Raw genomic sequence first — 16845 nt, 5'->3', positions numbered from 1 at the left:
GCCGCTACTTCTTGACGCGGAAGCCTTCGTTGGCGATGTTCTCGGCCCCGACGGTCCGACCCCGAAGGCGGAGGCCGTCGATGGTCCCGGCGAAGTGTTCCTGCCAGGCGCCTTTGTGGAACAGGCGGCCGATCTGGAGGGCGCCGGGGGCCTGCCACGGTGTGGTGGAGGCGGCGACTGTTCGGGCCTTGCCGTCGACGAACTGCTGGCTCGTCTCGGCGGCGTCGTCGTACACACCGGTCGGCCCCGTGCACCCGCCGGCCCGCGCGGCGTCGACGCCGCTGGAGCGAGCAACGGCGGTGGTGTCGGTAGCGCGAACGCGGCGGCTTCGTATCTGCACCAGGTCGTTGTCTGCGGTGCAGTCGGTCAGCGTGATGTCGGCGTCTCCGGAGAGTAGCTTCAGCCCGTTTTCGGCCAACAGCTCGTCTCGATCCGGGTACGCATGTTCCTCTACGAGGGACCCGAGGTCCTCATCGGCGGCCTGTGCGGTGCCGGCCAATGGCCCGCCGTGCCAAACGGTTACCGCGGCTGATGCCGCCGACGCCACGGTAACCGGCCGTCTTAACTTGACCTGCGATCTCATGCGCAACCCCCCACCATTCAGGCATGCCGCGCACCAAAAGGGTTCGGGCATGCTGTGGTTGGGCGCACGTCACGGTCGAACCGCTGATTCCCCCCACCGCGACCCGTAACGCCCTGGCGCGCACATTTCGTGCATGCTGGCCTACGGTTCAACAACTTGTCAAGGGAAGTCAAAGCGGACGCCTACAGGGCGCATCGCACCCCGCCGCCGCCCCCTGCCTACCGGGATCAGGTGCGTCCCGCGGCCAGGTCCATCAGTCGGGACAGGACCCGGTCGCCGGAGGCGGCGAGGCCGTCGTGCTCCCACTCGTTGGTGACCCAGACCCGGGCGCCGCCGATCTTCCCGGCGGTGTCCAGGGACAGGCCGGCGTCCACGTACATGTCGTCGTGGTAGACGGCGGCGGCGAGCGGGACGGTGTTGGCGGCCAGGCGGTCGGGGTCGTACAGCGCGGGCCAGTCGGTGCGCCGGGCGAGCAGGTCGGCGGCGTCCGCGAAGGGCCGCAGGCCGTGGACGTCCGCGAACATCCAGGGGTAGATCATCTCGCCGGTGAGCAGCAGCGGGTCGGCGTCCTCGGTGAATTCCGGGAGGGCGGCGTGGGTGCGGGCCGCCGCCCAGCCGGTGGGCCCGGCGCCCTGGCCGTAGACGGATTCCTGGAGGACGGCGTAGAGCGGGTTGTCGGTGAAGCCGGTGAGGGCCGTCACCTGGTGGCGGAAGGTGTCGGTCAACTCGCCGTCGTCGTCCAGCGCTTCGTCGAGGAGCCAGTGCAGGCGCTCGAAGCCGTCCCCGGTGCCGAGGACGATGCCGAGGGTGCGCAGCCGGCGGACGGTGAGCCGGTCCCCGTCGGGCAGCCGGATGTCATGGGCGGCGAGGAGGTCGGCCACCCGGCGGAGGCGGTGGGCGTCGTCCGGGTAGCGGGCGTAGTAGGCGTGCACCCGGTCGCGGACCCGGGGGAAGGTCCGTGCGTAGACGTCGTCCGCGGTGGCGGCCAGGCCCGGCAGTCCGCCGGCGACGTAGCACGCCCGGAGCCCTTCGGGGGCGCGGGAGAGGTAGGTCAGGGTGACGAAGCCGCCGTAGCTCTGGCCGAGGGTCTCCCAGGGCTGTCCGCCGCACAGTGCGCGGCGGATCAGTTCGGCGTCGGCGACGATCGCGTCCGCCCGGAAGTGCGCGAGGTGGGCGGCGAGTCGGGCCGGGTCGGGGAAGCGGGCGGCGGCCCGGGCGGTCAGGGGCGTGGACCGGCCGGTGCCACGCTGGTCGAGGAGGAGGACGCGGTGCGTCTTCAGGGCGTGCGCCAACCAGCCGGGCGAGGTGCGGTACGGGCGGGGAGACTTGCCGCCCGGGCCGCCCTGGAGGTACAGCAACCAGGGCAGGTCCTCGTGGGCGCGGGACGGGTCGACGACCTCGCGGGCGAAGACCCGGAGGGTTTCGCCGTCGGGCGCGGTGTGGTCGAGCGGGACCGTGAAGACGTGGTCGGCGGTGGCGTACGCGGGGTTCATGGCTGCTTTCCGTGGGAGCGGGCCGTCGGGGCGTGGTGGTGCGGTGGTGGTGGCGGGTGCGGCGGCCGTGCACCGGTGCCGCGAGGGGCGTGCGGGTCGCGGTGTGCCGGTCGGGGTCGCGCGCGGTGACGTGCCCGGGCCGCGGAGTTGCCTTGGTGCCGTCCCCGTGGCCGAGCGGCTCATCAGCGTACGGCGTCAGGGCGGGGCGCGCCGCGGGTGTGCCGGCCAACCAGGGAGCGGGCCGAGGGAGTTGGGATGCCGGCAGCCGCTGAGCGGTGCGCGTTCCCGTCGTCCGCGGGACGGGCCGTCGGCGTGCCCTCCGGTCCGCGTGCGCGGGCCGCGTACGGGTTCCCGCTCCCCGCCGGGAGGCCGTGCGCCGCCGCCCCGCCCCGCGCCGCCCGGGCCGCGGCGGCCGGTCCGACGGAGACTGGAAGTGCGGCGCACCGCCGGCCGCGGTGTCCGGCGGCGAGCCGGCCGGGAGCGAGGTGAGGTCATGCAGGACGTGATCACCGTGGGCGTCGACGGGACGCCCGAGGCGACGGCCGCCGTGGTGTGGGCGGCGCGCGAGGCGGAGCTGCGGCGGGCCCGGCTGCGGCTGCTGCACGCCTGGGTGCTGCTGGCGCCCGAACCGGAGCCCGGGCCGGCCGAGGCGGACGACCAGAACTACTGGCCGCACCGGATCATCGGCGACGCCCGGGAGGCCGTCCGGGATCGTCACCCGGACCTGCCGGTCGATGAGGCCCTGGTCGCCGACGACCCGCTGGCCGCCCTCAAGGAGGCGGCCGACCGCTCGACGCTGCTGGTCCTGGGCTCGCGGGACCTGGGGACGCTGGCGCGGTACGTGATGGGCGAGATCGGGCTCCAGGTGGTGGCGCACACCCGCACCCCCACGGTCCTCGTCCGGGCCCGGCCGGGCGCCGCGGCACCGGCGCCGGACGCACCGGTGACCGCCGGGCTGAGCCTGCACGAGCCGTGCGAGGCGCTGTTGGCGTTCGCGTTCGAGAGCGCCGCCCGGCGGGGCGCGCCGCTGCGGATCGTGCACGGCCGGCACCTGCCCTCGTACGCGTACAACCGGGGCGGCGGGGTCGAGCCGGTCGCCGCGCAGCAGGCGGCCGCGGACGCCCGGCAGGAGCTGGCCGCCGCGCTGCTGCCGTGGCGGGAGAAGTTCCCCGACGTCCGGCTGGACGCGCGGGTGGAGCAGGAGAGCCCGGCGCAGGCGGTGCTGCGGGACGCCGCGGACGCCGCGCTGCTGGTCGTCGGCCGCCGGCACAAGCTGCACTTCCCGGCGCCCAAGATCGGTCACGTGGTCCAGGCCGCGGTGCACCACGCGCCGTGCCCGGTCGCGATCGTGCCGCACGAGTAGCCGCCCCGGACCCACCCGCGGCGGGCGCCCCGGCCGGTACGGACAGGCGCCCCGGTCGGTTTCTCCGAACAATGGGTGGCAGGGCCCACGGACGACGCGCGTGCGGTGGCGCGGTCCCACGCGGCCCCCGAGGACACCGCGGAGGTGAGCCATGGCGAAGACCACGGAGTGGCCGGTCCGGCTGATCCTCGTCGAGGAGGACGGCACGACCCGGGCGCGGGTGGAGCTGGACACCGGCACCCAGGAGCTCACCGGGCACGGCCGGGCCCGGTGCAGTCCCGGGGACCAGGACGTCCCGGTGATCGGGGACGAGCTGGCCGCCGGCCGGGCGATGAAGGACCTCGCCGGGCAGCTGATCCGGCTGGCCGACCACGACCTGGCGGGCGTCGGCGCCGCGCCGCCGGGGCACGAGCGGCGCACCGTCTACGGCTGGACGAACGAGCCGGCCTGAGACCGCCACGGACCGGGCCACGGGGCCGTGCACGGCCCCGGTCCGCCGACCCGGCCCGGGAAGGAGCCGGCGATGCCGGATGCGACGACGGCCGGTCCGACCACGACCGACCTCTACGAAGTGACCATGGCCCTGTCGTACCTGCGCGAGGGCATGACCCGGCCGGCCACCTTCAGCTGCTTCGTCCGGGAGCTGCCCGCGGACCGGGGGTTCCTGGTCGCCGCCGGGGTGGAGGCGGTGCTCGACTTCCTCGCCCGCTTCCGGATCGGGCCCGAGGACGTGGAGGTGTTCGCGGAGGCGATGCACCGGCCCACCACGGACCTGGCACCGCTGCTGGGGCTGCGCTTCGCCGGCGAGGTCCGGGCGGTGCCGGAGGGCCGGGTGGTGCTGGCCGGCGAACCGCTGCTGGAGATCACCGCGCCGCTGCCCCAGGCACAGCTGGTGGAGTCCTACGTGCTGAACCAGCTCAGCCACCAGACCGCGATCGCCGCCAAGTGCACGCGCTGCGTCCTGGCGGCCCGCGGCCGGCCGGTGGTGGACTTCTCGCTGCGCCGCGCGCACGGGGTGGAGGCGGGCCTGCGGACCGCGCGGCTGGCGGCGATGGCCGGTTTCGCGGGGACCAGCAACGTGGCGGCGGCGCACGCCGAGCGGCTGCCGGCGGTCGGCACCATGGCGCACTCCTACGTCGAGGCGTTCGAGGACGAGGAGGCCGCGTTCAGCGCCTTCGCGCGGGCCCACCCGGGCCCGGTGACGTTCCTGGTGGACACCTACGACGTCGATTCCGGGGTGGCGGCGGCGGCCCGGGTGCTGCACGCCCTGCAGCGCACCGAGGGGGCCGCGATCCGGCTGGACAGCGGTGACCTGGCGGAACTGGCGATGCGGGCCCGGGCGATGCTGGACCGCGCGGAGCTGCCGGGCGTGCGGATCGTGGCCAGCGGCGGACTGGACGAGTTCTCGGTGGACGACCTGGTGCGGGCCGGGGCGCCCATCGACGTGTTCGCGGTGGGCACCCGGGTCGGGGTCAGCTCCGACGCGCCGTACCTCGATTCGGCGTACAAGCTCGTGGTGTACGACGGGCGGCCGGTGATGAAGCTGTCGACGGCGAAGGCCACCGCGCCGGGCCGCAAGCAGGTGTTCCGGCACCCGGGCTGCCGCGACGTGATCGGGCTGGCCGAGGAGCCGGCGCCGGTCGGCAGCGTGCCGCTGCTGGAGACGCTGATGCGCAACGGGCTGCGCTGTGCGCCGCGGACCCCGCTGGCGGACGCCCGGGCCCGGCTGACGGCGGACCTCGCGGAGCTGCCGGCGCCGGCCCGGGCCATCCGGGCGCCGGTCGCGGTGCGGCCGTCGGTCTCCGCGCCGCTGGCCGCCCTGTCGCAGCTCGTGCAGCGGCGGATCGAGCGGGCGGTACTGGCCCCGTACGACCACTTCGCCTGAGGACTCCGGCCCGGTGGGCGGTGCGGGCTCAGCGGCGCGGGACCACCGCGACCGGACAGGCCGCGTGGTGCAGTGCGGCGTGCCCGACCCGGCCGAGTTGCAGTCCGAAGTAGCCGTGCCGGTGGCGGGCCCCGAGCACCAGCAGGTCGGCGGCGGCGGACCGCCGCACCAGCACCGTGTGCGCCGGCCCCTCCACGGTGGTGCGCCGCACGGGCACGCTGGGGTGCGCCTCGGCCTCCGCCGCCACCGCCGCGTCGACCAGTGCGGACGCCCGCTGCTCGGGGCCGGCGCAGGGCTCGGTGCGGTCGGCGGTCTCGTGGGCGGGGGACCGCCAGGCCCGGACCGCGTCGAGGACGCAGCCGCGGGCCTCCGCCTCCCGGAAGGCGAACCGGACGGCCGGTGAGCCCGGCGCGGTGTCGCCGACGCCGAGGAGCACCCGGTCGTGGCGGCTCTCCAGGCCGGCCTTGTCGCCGCGGACCACCACCACGGGGTGCCGGGCGCGGGCCGCCACCGACAGGCTGACCGACCCCAGCAGCAGGTCGGCGAACTCCCCGCGCCCCTTGCAGCCGAGGACCACCGCCGTGGCGTAGGGCGCCTCGCGCAGCAGCGCGGTGACCGCGTCGTCGGCCAGCACCTGGACCGATACCTCGACCTCGGGGTTGCGGCGGGCCACCCGGTCGGCGGCGGCGGCGACGACCCGGTCGGCCATCGCCTGCTCGGCGGGGGCGCTGTCCTGCGGAGCCACCCCTTCGTACCACTCCCACCGCGAGGCGTGGACCAGGCGCAGCGGCAGTCCGTGGCGGGCCGCCTCGTCCACCGCCCAGTCCAGGGCGCGCATCCCGGCGTCCGATCCGTCCACGCCCACGACCAGGGGGAGTTCCATCGTCCCCACCGCCTTCCGTCGCTCGGGCCGCGGCCGGGCCCGGGCGGAGCGCGCGGCCGGCGGTGCGGGGCCGGGCCGCGGCGTCCGTCGGCGCCCGACGGCCCCCTTCCATCGTGGGCTCCGGCCCCGCGGCACGCCAGGGCCGGGCGGGCGGTCACGAGCGGCCCGGGCCGGGATGTCGTGGTGCCATGGAGGGACGAGCCCGCGGGAGGAACGCTGGAGGCACCCGTCATGTCCGCCGCCCCACCACTGGCCGCGTGCCTGCGCCCGGTGCGGGCCGTGGTCTTCGACACCGACGGTGTGCTCCTGGACTCCGCGGGGCTGCACGCCGCGGCCTGGCAGCAGGCGTTCGACGCCTGCCTGGCGGCCGCGGGCGAGGCGCGGCCCTTCGATCCGGTGGCCGACTACCTCCGCCACGTGGACGGCCGGTCCCGGCTGGACGGCGCCGCCGCGTTCCTGGCCTCCCGGGGGCTGGCGCTGCCGCCCGGCGCCCCCGACGACCCGCCGGGCACCGGCACGGTGGCGGCGGTCGCGGCCCGCAAGGAGCAGGCGTTCACCGCGCTGCTGCGCGAGGGCGGGGCGGCCCCCTGGCCGGGCAGCGTCCGCCTGCTGCACGCCCTGCGCGCGGCGGGCGTGCCGTGCGCGGCGGTGTCCGCGTCCCGGCACGCCACCGAGCTGCTGTCCGGGGCGGGGCTGCTGGGGCTGTTCGCGGTGGTGGTGGACGGCCGGCTGGCGGCGCGGCTGGGACTGCCGGGCAAACCGGACCCGGCGCTGTTCACCGAGGCGGCCCGGCGGCTGGCGGTCCCGCCCCGGGAGGCGGCCGTGGTGGAGGACGCCGAGGTCGGCGTCGAGGCGGGCCGCCGCGGCGGCTTCGCCCTGGTCGTCGGCGTGGACCGCAGCGGCGCCCCGGGGCACGCGGCCGCCCTGCGCCGCCGCGGCGCCGATGTGGTGGTCGACGACCTCGGCGACCTGCTGGTGCCCGGGGCGGCCCCGTGACGGCGCCGGGCTGGACCTGGACGTACGAGGGGTACGACCCGGAGGACGAGGGGTTGCGGGAGGCCCTGTGCACGCTCGGCAACGGCCGGTTCGCCACCCGCGGCGCCGCGGCGGAGACGCCGGCCGGCCCGGTGCACTACCCGGGCACCTACGCGGCCGGCCTCTACAACCGGTCGACGTCCACCGTCGCCGACCGGCGGGTCGAGAACGAGGACCTGGTCAACCTGCCGAACTGGCTGCCGCTGCGCTACCGCATCCGCCCCCGGGGAGCCGCGGAACCAGGCCCGTGGCTCTCCCCCGACCACCCGCAGCTGACCGGGCACCGCCGCACGCTGGACCTGCGCCGCGGCACCCTGACCCGCTGGTCGTCGTACGAGGACGACGCCGGGCGGCGGCTGACCGTCACCGAGCGCCGCCTGGTGCACATGGCCGAGCCCGACCTCGCCGTGCAGCGCGCGGTGTTCGCCGCCACCGGTTGGACGGGGATGGTGGAGGTCGCGGCGGGGCTCGACGGCGACGTGCACAACCGCGGGGTGGCCCGCTACCGCGCGTTGGCCGACGGCCACCTGACCGGTTGGGAGACCGGCGCCGAGGACGACGGCGCGTGCTGGCTGCGCTGCCGCACCCGCACCTCCGGTGTCACCATCGCGCTGGCCGCCCGTTTCCGCGCCGCGCCGCGCGGCGGGACCGACCGCTGCGAACCGGGGCCGCGCGGCGTGCGGCGGCTGTTCACCGTGCCGGTGTCGCCGGGGGCCCCGGCGACCGTGGACAAGACGGTGGCGCTGCACACCTCGCGGGACCGGGCCCGCGCCGCGCCGCTGCCGGCCGCCCTGGAGGCGGTCCGCCGGGCCCCGGCCGTGCCCCGGCTGCTGGCCTCGCACCACCGCGCCTGGCAGCACCTGTGGCGGCAGGTGCGGCTGGACGTGCCCGGCACGGCGGGCCGGATCCTGCGGCTGCACCTGTTCCACCTGCTCCAGACCCTCTCGCCGCACACCGCGCGGCTGGACGTGGGGGTCCCGGCGCGCGGCCTGCACGGCGAGGCGTACCGGGGGCACGTCTTCTGGGACGAGCTGTTCGTGCTGCCGTTCTTGAACCTCCATCTGCCCGAGGTGTCCCGGGCCCTGTTGGCGTACCGCCACCGGCGGCTGCCGGCGGCCCGGCAGGCGGCGCGCGCGGCCGGTCGGACGGGTGCGATGTACCCGTGGCAGAGCGGCAGCGACGGCCGGGAGGAGACCCAGCGGCTGCACCTCAACCCGCGCTCGGGCCGCTGGTTGCCGGACCACTCCCACCTCCAGCACCACGTCGGCTCGGCGATCGCGTACAACGTGTGGCAGTACTGGCAGGCCAGCGGCGACACCGCGTTCCTGCACACCAAGGGCGCGGAGATGGTGCTGGAGATCGCGCGCTTCTGGGCGGCGAGCGCGGACTGGGACCCGGCGCTGGAGCGCTACCGCATCCGCGGGGTGGTCGGCCCCGACGAGTACCACGACGGCTATCCGGACGCCGACCGTCCGGGACTGGACGACAACGCCTACACCAACGTCACCGCGGCCTGGGTGCTGACGCGGGCGCTGGACCTGTGCCGGACGCTGCCGGAGGCGCGCCGGCGGCCCCTGTTCGAGCGGTTGGCGCTCTCCCACGACGAGCGCCAGCACTGGGACGACGTCGCGCACCGGCTGCACGTCCCCTACCACCGGGGCGTGATCAGCCAGTTCGCGGGCTACGGGCAGCTGGCCGAACTGGACTGGGCGGGCTACCGGGCCCGCTACGGCGACGTTAGGCGGCTGGACCGGATCCTGGAGGCGGAGGGCGACAGCGTCAACCGCTACCAGGCGTCCAAACAGGCCGACGTGCTGATGCTCGGCTACCTCTTCTCCCCGTCGGAACTGGCGGGTGTCTTCGCGCAGTTGGGCTACCGGCTCGACGACGACGGGTGGCGGGCGACCGTCGACCACTACCTGCACCGCACCTGCCACGGTTCGACGTTGAGCGCCGTGGTGCACGCCTGGGTGCTGGCGCGGGTGCGTCGCGCCGACGCCTGGACGTACTGCGAGGAGGCGCTCACCGGCGATGTCGCCGACGTCCAGGGCGGCACCACCGCGGAGGGCATCCACCTGGGCGCGATGGCCGGCACCCTCGACTTCGTGCAGCGCGGGATGACCGGTCTGGAGACCCGGGACCGCGCGCTGTGGCTGGATCCGGCGCCGCTGCCCCAGCTGTCGAAGTTCGGCGTGCGGTTCCGCTACCGCCGGCACCGGGACATCGACCTGCGGATCCACCCGGACCGGGTGCGGCTCACCGTGCCGGACTCGGAGCACGCGGCGGTGCGGGCCCGGTTGCGCGGCCGCCCGTTCACCGTCGCCCCGGGCACGTCCCGCCGGATCGACTTCTCCGACCCCTGAACCCAGCGCATGTGGCGATCACTTGACGCAGCGTCAGGGCGTCACCGCGGACTCCGCCGGCCCGTCCGCGGCGTCCGGCTCCGCCGCGTGCAGGTACTCCTCGCTGATCCGCTTCGGCCCGAACGGCCACTCCCGCTCGTGCCGGGCCCACGCCAGGAACGCCACCAGCCCGGCCGCGACCCAGGCCAGCGACCATTCGATGGGGTGCCGGCCGGGGGCACTGCGGTCCGCGTAGCCGTAGATCACCAGCCAGCCGGTCGACGCGACCAGGCTCGGCAACGGGTACAGCCACATCCGGTACGGGCGGCGCAGCGTCGGTTGCCGGCGCCGCAGCACGGTGACCGCCGCGATCTGCGCCAGCGTCTGGACCAGCACCATCACGGTGGTGAGGAGTTGGATGACGGTGGTCAGGTCGGTGTGCCGGCCGAGGAGGAAGCCGGCGGCCATGATGACGCCCATGGTGAGCAGTCCCAGGACCGGGAAGCGGTGGCGGGGGTGCAGCGTCCCGTAGGGGCGGAAGAACACCCGGTCCCGGGCGGCGTCGTAGGGGACCCGGGAGCCGCCGAGGAGTCCGGTGAGGACGGAGGTGACGGCGGTGATCAGGATGAGCACGGTGACCGCGTCGGCGGCGGTGCGGCCCCAGGTGCGCTCCAGGACGGCGGAGGCGACCGACGAGCCGGCGGTGCTGTGCGGGTCGAGCATCTCGCGCCAGTCGACGACGCCCAGGGTGCCGATCTGCAGGAGCAGGTAGATCCCCATGATGCCGAGGATGGAGAACACGATGGCGCGCGGCAGGGTGCGGCCGGGGCGCTTGATCTCGGCGCCCATGTAGGCGGTGGTGTTGTAGCCGAGGTAGTCGTAGACGCCGATGGTGAGTCCGCCGGCGAAGCCGATCCAGAAGTGGCTCGCCGTCAGGTCCACCGCGTGCGCCGGGTAGGTGAAGGCCCGCTCCGGGCTGAAGTGGGTGAACGCCGCGGTGATGACCAGGCCGACGGCGGCGATCATCACCGCCCAGAGCACGACGGTGAGCCGGGCGATCCGCTCCACCCGGCGCCACAGCAGCGCCACGATGCCGACGGTGACGACCAGTCCGACCGCGTCCCCCTGCCCCTGGCCCATCCCCGGCCAGAGGTAGCCCAGGTACTGCACGAAGCCGATCACGCCGGTGGACATCCCGAGCGGGATGAAGAGCATCGCGGTCCACACGAACAAAAACGGCATCAGCTTCCCGGTGCGGTACTGGAACGCCTGCCGCAGATAGACGTAGCTCCCGCCCGCCCCGGGCAACGACGCGCCCAGCTCCGCCCAGACCAAGCCGTCCGCGAGCGCCAGCACCGCACCGGCCAGGAAGCCGATGACCGCCTGCGGCCCACCGAACGCGGTGACCATCAGCGGGATCGTCACGAACGGGCCGATGCCGCACATCTGGCTCATGTTGATCGCGGTGGCCTGGAACAGGCCGATCCGGCGGACGAAGCCCACCCGCTCCCCGAGGACGTCCGGCATGCGTGCAGCCCCTTCCCGTGCCGGCGCGCGCACGCCGGGCGCGGCCCGTTCCGCCGGGCCAGGCTGACACGTCCGGCGCCACCGCGCACCGGTCGGGACCGAACTTCCCGCGGCAGCGCCGCCGGCGCCGGGCCGCCTACACGTCCCCGTACGCCTCCCCGCCGAGTTCCAGTCGGGCGGTGCCGGCGGTGGCATCGGCCAGCCAGGCGCGGAACTGCGCCAGGTCCGCCTCCGGCAGCCCCACCTCGATGCGGACCTCCGCCCCGTAGGCCACCTCGCGCACCGCCCGCCCCGTGGTGCGCAGGTCGTTCTCCAGGCGGCCCGCGCGCTGGTGGTCCACGGTGACCGTGACCAGGCGGAACCGCTGCCGGGTGACCGTGCCCAGCGCGTCCAGCGCCTCGCCGACCACGCCCCCGTAGGCGCGGATCAGGCCCCCGGCCCCCAGCTTGATGCCGCCGAAGTACCGGGTGACCACGGCGACGACGTAGCGCATCTCGCGCCGCACCAGCATCTGGAGCATCGGCACCCCGGCGGTCCCGCCCGGTTCACCGTCGTCGCTGGCCTTCTGGACTCCGCCGTCGGCCCCCAGGACGTACGCGAAGCAGTGGTGCCGGGCGGTCGGGTGCTCCTTGCGGATCCGCGCGATGAAGTCCTGGGCCTCCCCCTCCGTCGCGACCGGCGCGAGCGCACAGAGGAAGCGGGACTTGTTGATCTCGATCTCGTGGACACCCTCACGGGCCAACGTCCGGTACTGCTCCTGCATCCGACCAGCCTACGGGCCGGTCCGACCGGGGCGAGGGGCCACCCGGCAGCCGGCGCCGCACTCGGGTGTCCGCCGTACGGGCGCAGTGCGCACCGCCGGGCGGCGTACCCGGGCGCCGCGCACGGTGCGTCGGGGAGACGTCCGCCGCGCCCGTGGGCACTGTGGCCCCCAGCGGGACCCGGCGGCCCTTGGGTCGGCCCGGCGGCCCGCGGGACCGGAACGGCGGCTCGGCGGAGGGCTCGATGGACGACAGCACACAGGCGGCGATGACGGCCGGCGCTCCGGTGACCGGCGAGGAGATGCCGGTGCCGCCCCCGGAGGTCGTCGAGGCGGCGCGGGAGGCCCCGGACCACTGGCTGGCCATGGTGGACCTGACCTGGGTGGGCGAGGGCGCGCCCCCGCTGTGGGCGGTGATCGGGCAGTGGCGGTCGGGCCCGGACGGCACGATCGTCGAATGGCGGGACAACCCGGAGTACCGCCCGTCACCGCAGATGTTGGAGTGGGCGGACCCGACCGACCCGGTGGACCGCGCGGTGCAGCTGTCCGCCACCGGGTACGGCCCGGAGCGGGCGGTCTGCGAGGAGCTGGCCCGGGCGGAGGTGTCGGTGCTGGTCAGTGCCGCCGGCACGCCGCTGACCGCGGCGTCGCCCGAGGGCGCCCCGGTGGTGCCCGTCTACACCTCCGCGGCCCAGCTGGAGTCGGCCGGCCGGCTGCTCTACGACCAGCGGTCGGCGGCCGAGCTGGTCGAGCAGCTGCCGCCGGGCCACACCCTCTACCTCAACCCGTCCGGGCCGGTGAGCATGGTCGTGGAACCCGACCGGCTGCGGGCCGCGCTGGCCGGCGCGGGCGGCGCCGGGGCCGCCCGGCGCGTGCGGAAGCCGGCCGCGGAGGGCGCGTTGCGGCCGGGCACCGGTGCCGGTGCGCCCGAACCGGTCGGCGGCGGCCCGGCGATCGGCAAGCCGGCCCGTTCCGCGGCGGGCGACCGCGTCGTCGGCGCCGGATCGGGCCGCCGCACCGGCTGACCGCCCGCCCCCCCGAACCCGCCCCGCCCGTCTTCCCCTTCGGGCGGGGCGTTTCGTTGCGCAACGGCCCCGCCGTCACCGTGGGTAGCCTCCACACGCCGCGTACCGACCCGTGATCAGCCCGTAATCGAAACTTCGTCCAACTTTGCCTACCGTCTGTCAGTCTCACCAGGCAGAGATCGCTCCCGCGACGGGAGCGCTAGGGGGGTTGCACGATGGCCGAGAAACGCTCGGGGAACAGACTGGCCGCACTCGACGGCCTGCGCTTAGTAGCCGCCTTGCTGGTGGTCTTCTACCACTACGTCGCCCTCGCCGTGCCGTGGGGCCATCCCACCGCCACCATCTTCCCGACGGCCCACAAGGCGGCCCAGTACGGGTGGTTGGGCGTCGAGGTCTTCTTCTTGATCAGCGGCTTCGTGATCTGCATGAGCGTGTGGGGCCGCACGGTGGGCCAGTTCGCGGTCTCCCGTGTCTCGCGGCTGTTCCCCGCCTACTGGGCCGGCATCCTGCTCACCGCGCTGGTGGTGAAGTTCTGGCCGGAGGTCACCTCCCTGCGCGGCTGGGACACGGTGATCACCAACCTGACCATGCTCCAGGCCGGCAACAACACGCCCAACGTGGACCCGGTGTACTGGACGCTCTTCGTGGAGCTGAAGTTCTACCTGATCATGGTCGTGGTCATGCTGTGCGGCGTCACCTACCGCAACTGCCTGCTCCTGTGCGGCGTGTGGACCGCGGCCGCGGCCCTCGCACCGGCCCTGAAGACGCCCCTGCTCACGGCGTTCGCGATGCCGCAGTACGCACCGTTCTTCATCGCCGGCATCGCCTTCTACCTGATGCGCCGCCACCGGCCCAACGCGGTCCTCTGGGCGATCGTGATCCTGCAACTCCTGCTGGCCCAGCGCTACATCGGCTACCGTCTGGCCACCAACCTCGGCCAGGCCACCGCGCACGCCGTGCCCACCTGGCCCGCCCGCTTGCTCATCGTCGCCGCGTTCGTCCTCGTCGGCGCCATCGCGCTCGGCGCCTTCGACCGCATCCAGTGGAGGTGGCTCACCACCGCCGGCGCACTCACCTACCCGCTCTACGTCCTCCACATGAACATCGGGATGACCCTCATCCACCGCTTCCGCAACAGCGTCCCCGCGCCGGTCCTGGTGGTCTCGGTCACCGCCCTGATGCTGGTGTTCGCCTGGCTCGTCCACCGCCTCGTCGAACGCCCCCTCGGCGCGTGGCTGCGCACCAAGATGCGCGGCGGCATCCAGGACGTCCGCCAGCACGTCGCGCCCCGCCGCCGACACGCCCGTCCCGCGCCCACCGTGCCCCACCAGGCCGACGGCGACCGCTCCCAGCCGCCGACCCGCACCTACGAGTCCGTCTGACCGGCGCACCCGCGCCGCGTTCCGGGAATCAGCGGCGCCGCCCGCCCGTTGATCCCTGACGCGACCACGGACGACAGGAGACCCCCGTGCAGAACGACCAGGCGACCATCCGCAGGATCCTCACCGAGCTCGGCGACACCTGGGCCGTCGTGGGGCTGTCGGCCAACCGCCAGCGAGCCGCGTACCGCGTCGCGGAAGTGCTCCAGCGGTACGGCAAGCGGATCGTCCCCGTGCACCCCAAGGCCGAGACCGTGCACGGCGAAGCGGGCTACCCGTCCCTGGCCGCCGTCCCCTTCCCGATCGACGTCGTCGACGTGTTCGTGCGCAGCGACCTGGCCGGCCCCGTCGCCGACGACGCCGTCACCATCGGCGCCAAGGCCGTCTGGTTCCAACTCGGCGTCACCGACGGCGACGCCTACCACCGCACCCGCGCCGCCGGCCTCGACATGGTCATGGACCGCTGCCCGGCCATCGAGATCCCGCGGCTGGGCTGAGGCCGCCGCACCCCTCGGGCGCGGTCCCGGCAACGGGCCGCCGTGCCAGGGGGGTTGACGCGCTCTGGGAGGATGCCCGGGTGATCGTTCGACTCGCGCGGGAGCAGGACCTCCCCGGCCTGCTCGGCCTGGCGGCCGAGGTGGAGCACTGGTTCGGCGCCATGGTGGCGGAGCCCGGCTTCCACCGCGCGGTCGACCGGCACCTGCGCCGGGCCACCGCACTCGTCGCCGTCGACGCGCGTTCCGCGCTCGTCGGGGGCCTGCTGTTCGGCGCGGAGCCCCCGGTCTACCACGTCGACTGGCTGGTCGTCGCCGCCCGGGCGCGCGGCACGGGCGTGGGCCGCGCCCTGATGGCGGACGCGCAGGACAGGTTCGTGCGGGGACCGGGCACCCTTGAGGTGGTCACGTTCGGGGCCGACCATCCGGGCGCGGTCACGAGCGGCGCCCGCGTCTTCTACGAACGCCTCGGCTTCGCCCCGGCCGAACCCACCGCCCCGGGCCCCGAAGGCGGCTCGCGGCAGGTCTACCGCCGGCCGGTGCCGTGAGGCGGACGGGTCGCCCGGTGGCGGTGGGCCGGGCGCGTCAGGTGGTGGCCACCAGCAGATCCTCGCCGCTGGACGGGCGCAGGCCGTCGCCGCGCCCGGCGAAGTAGCGCTCGGCGAGCGCGGCGCCCGGCACGTGCCGGACGTCGGGGAAACCCGCCGCGCGAGCCATGTCCACCACCTCCTGCGGGGTGTAGAAGCTGATGAACGGCGTGCCGGAGGCCCGTGCGCCCTCCTGGCTCGCGCGCAGGCCCGGGCGGTCGGCGGCGTCGACGCGTTCGGCCGGCAGCAGGAAGGTCATGGCCAGCGTCGAGCCGGGGGCGAGCCCCGCGATCTGCCGCAGGGTGGCCGCGGTGGCGTCCTCGGTGAGGTACATGGTGACGCCGGTCGAGACGACGACCGCCGGCCGCGCCGGATCGAAACCGGCCGCGACCAACGCCGCCCACCAGGAGCCGCCGGCCTCGAAGTCGACCGGCACCAGGTGCAGCCGGTCGGACACCCCGTAGCCGCACGCGGCCAGGCGGCGGCGCTTCCACGCCTGCGCGCCGGGCCGGTCCACCTCGAAGACGTCCAGGCGGGCCGCGACCTCCGGCCGACGCTGCGCGAAGGTGTCCAGACCGGCGCCCAGGACGACGTACTGGGTCACCCCGCTCGCGGCCCGTTCGACGACCAGGTCCTCGATGAACCGGGCGCGCGCCACCACGGCCGCCCGGAAGCCCCTGGTGGCCTGCGGGTCCATGTCCGGTCGGCGGCGCCACTGGGCGTCGGGGGCCGCCAGCTCCAGCCCGACCTCGTCCGCCAGCACGTGCGGCGGCGGATCGAGCCGTACGTGCATCGCCCGCCAGAGGGCCACCCGCACCGCCGTGCTGTCCGGGCCCTCGCCCTGCGTGTCCGCCATGGCGTTCCCTCTCGTCCGTACCGGCCACCGGCCCCCGCGGTCACCGGCACGATAACCGGTGGGAGGGCGGCCGACGGGTGCACTACCGTGCCGGCATGATCACTCCACGTGCGGCCCGGCCCGAGGACGCCGGCGAGTTGGTCCGGCTGCGCCGCCTGATGTACCTGGCGATGGACGGCCGCGACCGCCCGGGCCGGTGGGAGCGGGACGCCGAGGAGGCGGCGCGGCGCCAGTTGACCGGGCCGGATGCCCGGTTGATCGGCTTCGTGGTGGACGGGCCGGCGGGCGAGGCCGCACCCGGCGCGGCCGCCCGGCACCTCGCGGCGTGCGCGCTCGGCTGGATCGACGAGCGGTTGCCCTCACCGGCCCAGCCGTCCGGCCGGGTCGGCTTCGTCTTCAACGTCTGCACCGACCCCCGCTACCGGGGCCGGGGCCATGCCCGGGCGACGACCGAGGCCCTGCTCGGGCGGTTCGCCGCGCTGGGCGTCGGCCGGGTCGACCTGCACGCCACCGACGACGCGGTGCCGCTCTACCGCAGCCTCGGCTTCGCCGAGCACGGCACGCCGCTCACCCTGGACCTGCGCCGGTGGCCCGGCGTCGAGCCCGGCTGACCGGGCCCCGTGGGCCGGGCGG

At 75.3% G+C, this 16845-nt stretch carries 16 protein-coding genes; 10 read left to right on the top strand and 6 right to left on the bottom strand.

The window, feature by feature from the left end; all coding sequences use genetic code 11:
- Positions 1-4 precede the first annotated feature (4 nt).
- Positions 5-583 carry a hypothetical protein gene (locus tag ACJ6WD_RS10275; RefSeq protein WP_407615609.1) on the bottom strand — a complete coding sequence of 193 codons (579 nt, stop codon included), beginning with the start codon at positions 581-583 and terminating at the stop codon, positions 5-7.
- 227 nt (positions 584-810) lie between these two features.
- Positions 811-2076 (bottom strand): alpha/beta fold hydrolase, encoded by a 1266-nt coding sequence (locus ACJ6WD_RS10270; RefSeq protein WP_331246535.1) that lies wholly within the window; start codon positions 2074-2076, stop codon positions 811-813.
- 493 nt (positions 2077-2569) lie between these two features.
- Between ACJ6WD_RS10270 and ACJ6WD_RS10265 the strand changes: the two genes are divergently transcribed.
- From ACJ6WD_RS10265 to ACJ6WD_RS10255, 3 genes are all read left to right on the top strand, one after another.
- Positions 2570-3439 carry a universal stress protein gene (locus ACJ6WD_RS10265; protein ID WP_376440683.1) on the top strand — a complete coding sequence of 290 codons (870 nt, stop codon included), beginning with the start codon at positions 2570-2572 and terminating at the stop codon, positions 3437-3439.
- 151 nt (positions 3440-3590) lie between these two features.
- Entirely contained in the window at positions 3591-3890 is a 300-nt protein-coding gene (locus tag ACJ6WD_RS10260; protein WP_331246537.1) for a DUF1876 domain-containing protein, read from the top strand.
- Positions 3891-3962: 72 nt separating this feature from the next.
- Positions 3963-5324 (top strand): nicotinate phosphoribosyltransferase, encoded by a 1362-nt coding sequence (locus ACJ6WD_RS10255; RefSeq protein WP_376440678.1) that lies wholly within the window; start codon positions 3963-3965, stop codon positions 5322-5324.
- A 28-nt stretch (positions 5325-5352) separates the two neighbouring features.
- Here the strand turns inward: ACJ6WD_RS10255 and ACJ6WD_RS10250 are convergent, their stop codons facing one another.
- Positions 5353-6207: a universal stress protein gene (locus tag ACJ6WD_RS10250; RefSeq protein WP_233659006.1), complete on the bottom strand. Its 855-nt coding sequence runs from the start codon at positions 6205-6207 to the stop codon at positions 5353-5355.
- A 231-nt stretch (positions 6208-6438) separates the two neighbouring features.
- On the opposite strand from ACJ6WD_RS10250, the gene ACJ6WD_RS10245 reads away from it, so the two are divergent.
- Together ACJ6WD_RS10245 and ACJ6WD_RS10240 are read left to right on the top strand one after the other, a co-directional pair.
- The gene (locus ACJ6WD_RS10245; RefSeq protein WP_233659005.1) at positions 6439-7203 is read left to right on the top strand and encodes an HAD family phosphatase; all 765 of its coding nucleotides are present in this window, start codon (positions 6439-6441) and stop codon (positions 7201-7203) included.
- Positions 7200-9605, top strand: coding sequence for a glycoside hydrolase family 65 protein (locus ACJ6WD_RS10240; protein WP_407615608.1), 2406 nt, complete (start codon positions 7200-7202; stop codon positions 9603-9605). Before ACJ6WD_RS10245 ends, ACJ6WD_RS10240 begins: the two co-directional genes overlap by 4 nt.
- Positions 9606-9638: 33 nt before the next feature.
- Here ACJ6WD_RS10240 and ACJ6WD_RS10235 read toward each other — a convergent pair whose 3' ends face one another.
- Together ACJ6WD_RS10235 and ACJ6WD_RS10230 are read right to left on the bottom strand one after the other, a co-directional pair.
- Positions 9639-11111, bottom strand: a complete 1473-nt coding sequence (locus ACJ6WD_RS10235) for an APC family permease (RefSeq protein WP_233659003.1) — start codon at positions 11109-11111, stop codon at positions 9639-9641.
- Between the two features lie 136 nt (positions 11112-11247).
- Positions 11248-11874 carry a YigZ family protein gene (locus ACJ6WD_RS10230; protein ID WP_233659002.1) on the bottom strand — a complete coding sequence of 209 codons (627 nt, stop codon included), beginning with the start codon at positions 11872-11874 and terminating at the stop codon, positions 11248-11250.
- A gap of 242 nt (positions 11875-12116) precedes the next feature.
- Here ACJ6WD_RS10230 and ACJ6WD_RS10225 point away from each other — a divergent pair, with 242 nt between their 5' ends.
- From ACJ6WD_RS10225 to ACJ6WD_RS10210, 4 genes are all read left to right on the top strand, one after another.
- Positions 12117-12896, top strand: coding sequence for a type VII secretion system-associated protein (locus tag ACJ6WD_RS10225; protein ID WP_331246540.1), 780 nt, complete (start codon positions 12117-12119; stop codon positions 12894-12896).
- Positions 12897-13111: 215 nt separating this feature from the next.
- A complete protein-coding gene (locus ACJ6WD_RS10220) occupies positions 13112-14278 on the top strand; it encodes an acyltransferase (protein ID WP_331246541.1) in 1167 nt (388 codons plus the stop codon).
- Between the two features lie 86 nt (positions 14279-14364).
- Positions 14365-14772, top strand: a complete 408-nt coding sequence (locus ACJ6WD_RS10215; RefSeq protein WP_233658999.1) for a CoA-binding protein — start codon at positions 14365-14367, stop codon at positions 14770-14772.
- Between the two features lie 80 nt (positions 14773-14852).
- A complete protein-coding gene (locus ACJ6WD_RS10210) occupies positions 14853-15317 on the top strand; it encodes a GNAT family N-acetyltransferase (RefSeq protein WP_233658998.1) in 465 nt (154 codons plus the stop codon).
- Positions 15318-15354: 37 nt separating this feature from the next.
- Here the strand turns inward: ACJ6WD_RS10210 and ACJ6WD_RS10205 are convergent, their stop codons facing one another.
- The gene (locus ACJ6WD_RS10205) at positions 15355-16212 is read right to left on the bottom strand and encodes a class I SAM-dependent methyltransferase (protein ID WP_331246542.1); all 858 of its coding nucleotides are present in this window, start codon (positions 16210-16212) and stop codon (positions 15355-15357) included.
- 95 nt (positions 16213-16307) lie between these two features.
- Here ACJ6WD_RS10205 and ACJ6WD_RS10200 point away from each other — a divergent pair, with 95 nt between their 5' ends.
- The gene (locus tag ACJ6WD_RS10200; RefSeq protein WP_407615607.1) at positions 16308-16823 is read left to right on the top strand and encodes a GNAT family N-acetyltransferase; all 516 of its coding nucleotides are present in this window, start codon (positions 16308-16310) and stop codon (positions 16821-16823) included.
- Positions 16824-16845 lie beyond the last annotated feature (22 nt).

It is taken from the genome of Streptomyces sp. VTCC 41912 (genome assembly GCF_045799175.1).
Taxonomy (GTDB): Bacteria; Actinomycetota; Actinomycetes; order Streptomycetales; family Streptomycetaceae; genus Streptomyces; species Streptomyces albulus_C.
The sequence above is the reverse complement of the archived record's forward strand: the minus strand, read 5'-3'. Positions and strand labels throughout refer to the sequence as shown.

What these genes read in the sequence shown, in the direction of transcription:
- ACJ6WD_RS10275 (WP_407615609.1), bottom strand. Translation starts at nt 583, where the DNA reads ATGAGATCGCAGGTCAAGTTAAGACGGCCGGTTACCGTGGCGTCGGCG.
- ACJ6WD_RS10270 (WP_331246535.1), bottom strand. Translation starts at nt 2,076, where the DNA reads ATGAACCCCGCGTACGCCACCGCCGACCACGTCTTCACGGTCCCGCTC.
- ACJ6WD_RS10265 (WP_376440683.1), top strand. Translation starts at nt 2,570, where the DNA reads ATGCAGGACGTGATCACCGTGGGCGTCGACGGGACGCCCGAGGCGACG.
- ACJ6WD_RS10260 (WP_331246537.1), top strand. Translation starts at nt 3,591, where the DNA reads ATGGCGAAGACCACGGAGTGGCCGGTCCGGCTGATCCTCGTCGAGGAG.
- ACJ6WD_RS10255 (WP_376440678.1), top strand. Translation starts at nt 3,963, where the DNA reads ATGCCGGATGCGACGACGGCCGGTCCGACCACGACCGACCTCTACGAA.
- ACJ6WD_RS10250 (WP_233659006.1), bottom strand. Translation starts at nt 6,207, where the DNA reads ATGGAACTCCCCCTGGTCGTGGGCGTGGACGGATCGGACGCCGGGATG.
- ACJ6WD_RS10245 (WP_233659005.1), top strand. Translation starts at nt 6,439, where the DNA reads ATGTCCGCCGCCCCACCACTGGCCGCGTGCCTGCGCCCGGTGCGGGCC.
- ACJ6WD_RS10235 (WP_233659003.1), bottom strand. Translation starts at nt 11,111, where the DNA reads ATGCCGGACGTCCTCGGGGAGCGGGTGGGCTTCGTCCGCCGGATCGGC.
- ACJ6WD_RS10230 (WP_233659002.1), bottom strand. Translation starts at nt 11,874, where the DNA reads ATGCAGGAGCAGTACCGGACGTTGGCCCGTGAGGGTGTCCACGAGATC.
- ACJ6WD_RS10225 (WP_331246540.1), top strand. Translation starts at nt 12,117, where the DNA reads ATGGACGACAGCACACAGGCGGCGATGACGGCCGGCGCTCCGGTGACC.
- ACJ6WD_RS10220 (WP_331246541.1), top strand. Translation starts at nt 13,112, where the DNA reads ATGGCCGAGAAACGCTCGGGGAACAGACTGGCCGCACTCGACGGCCTG.
- ACJ6WD_RS10205 (WP_331246542.1), bottom strand. Translation starts at nt 16,212, where the DNA reads ATGGCGGACACGCAGGGCGAGGGCCCGGACAGCACGGCGGTGCGGGTG.
- ACJ6WD_RS10200 (WP_407615607.1), top strand. Translation starts at nt 16,308, where the DNA reads ATGATCACTCCACGTGCGGCCCGGCCCGAGGACGCCGGCGAGTTGGTC.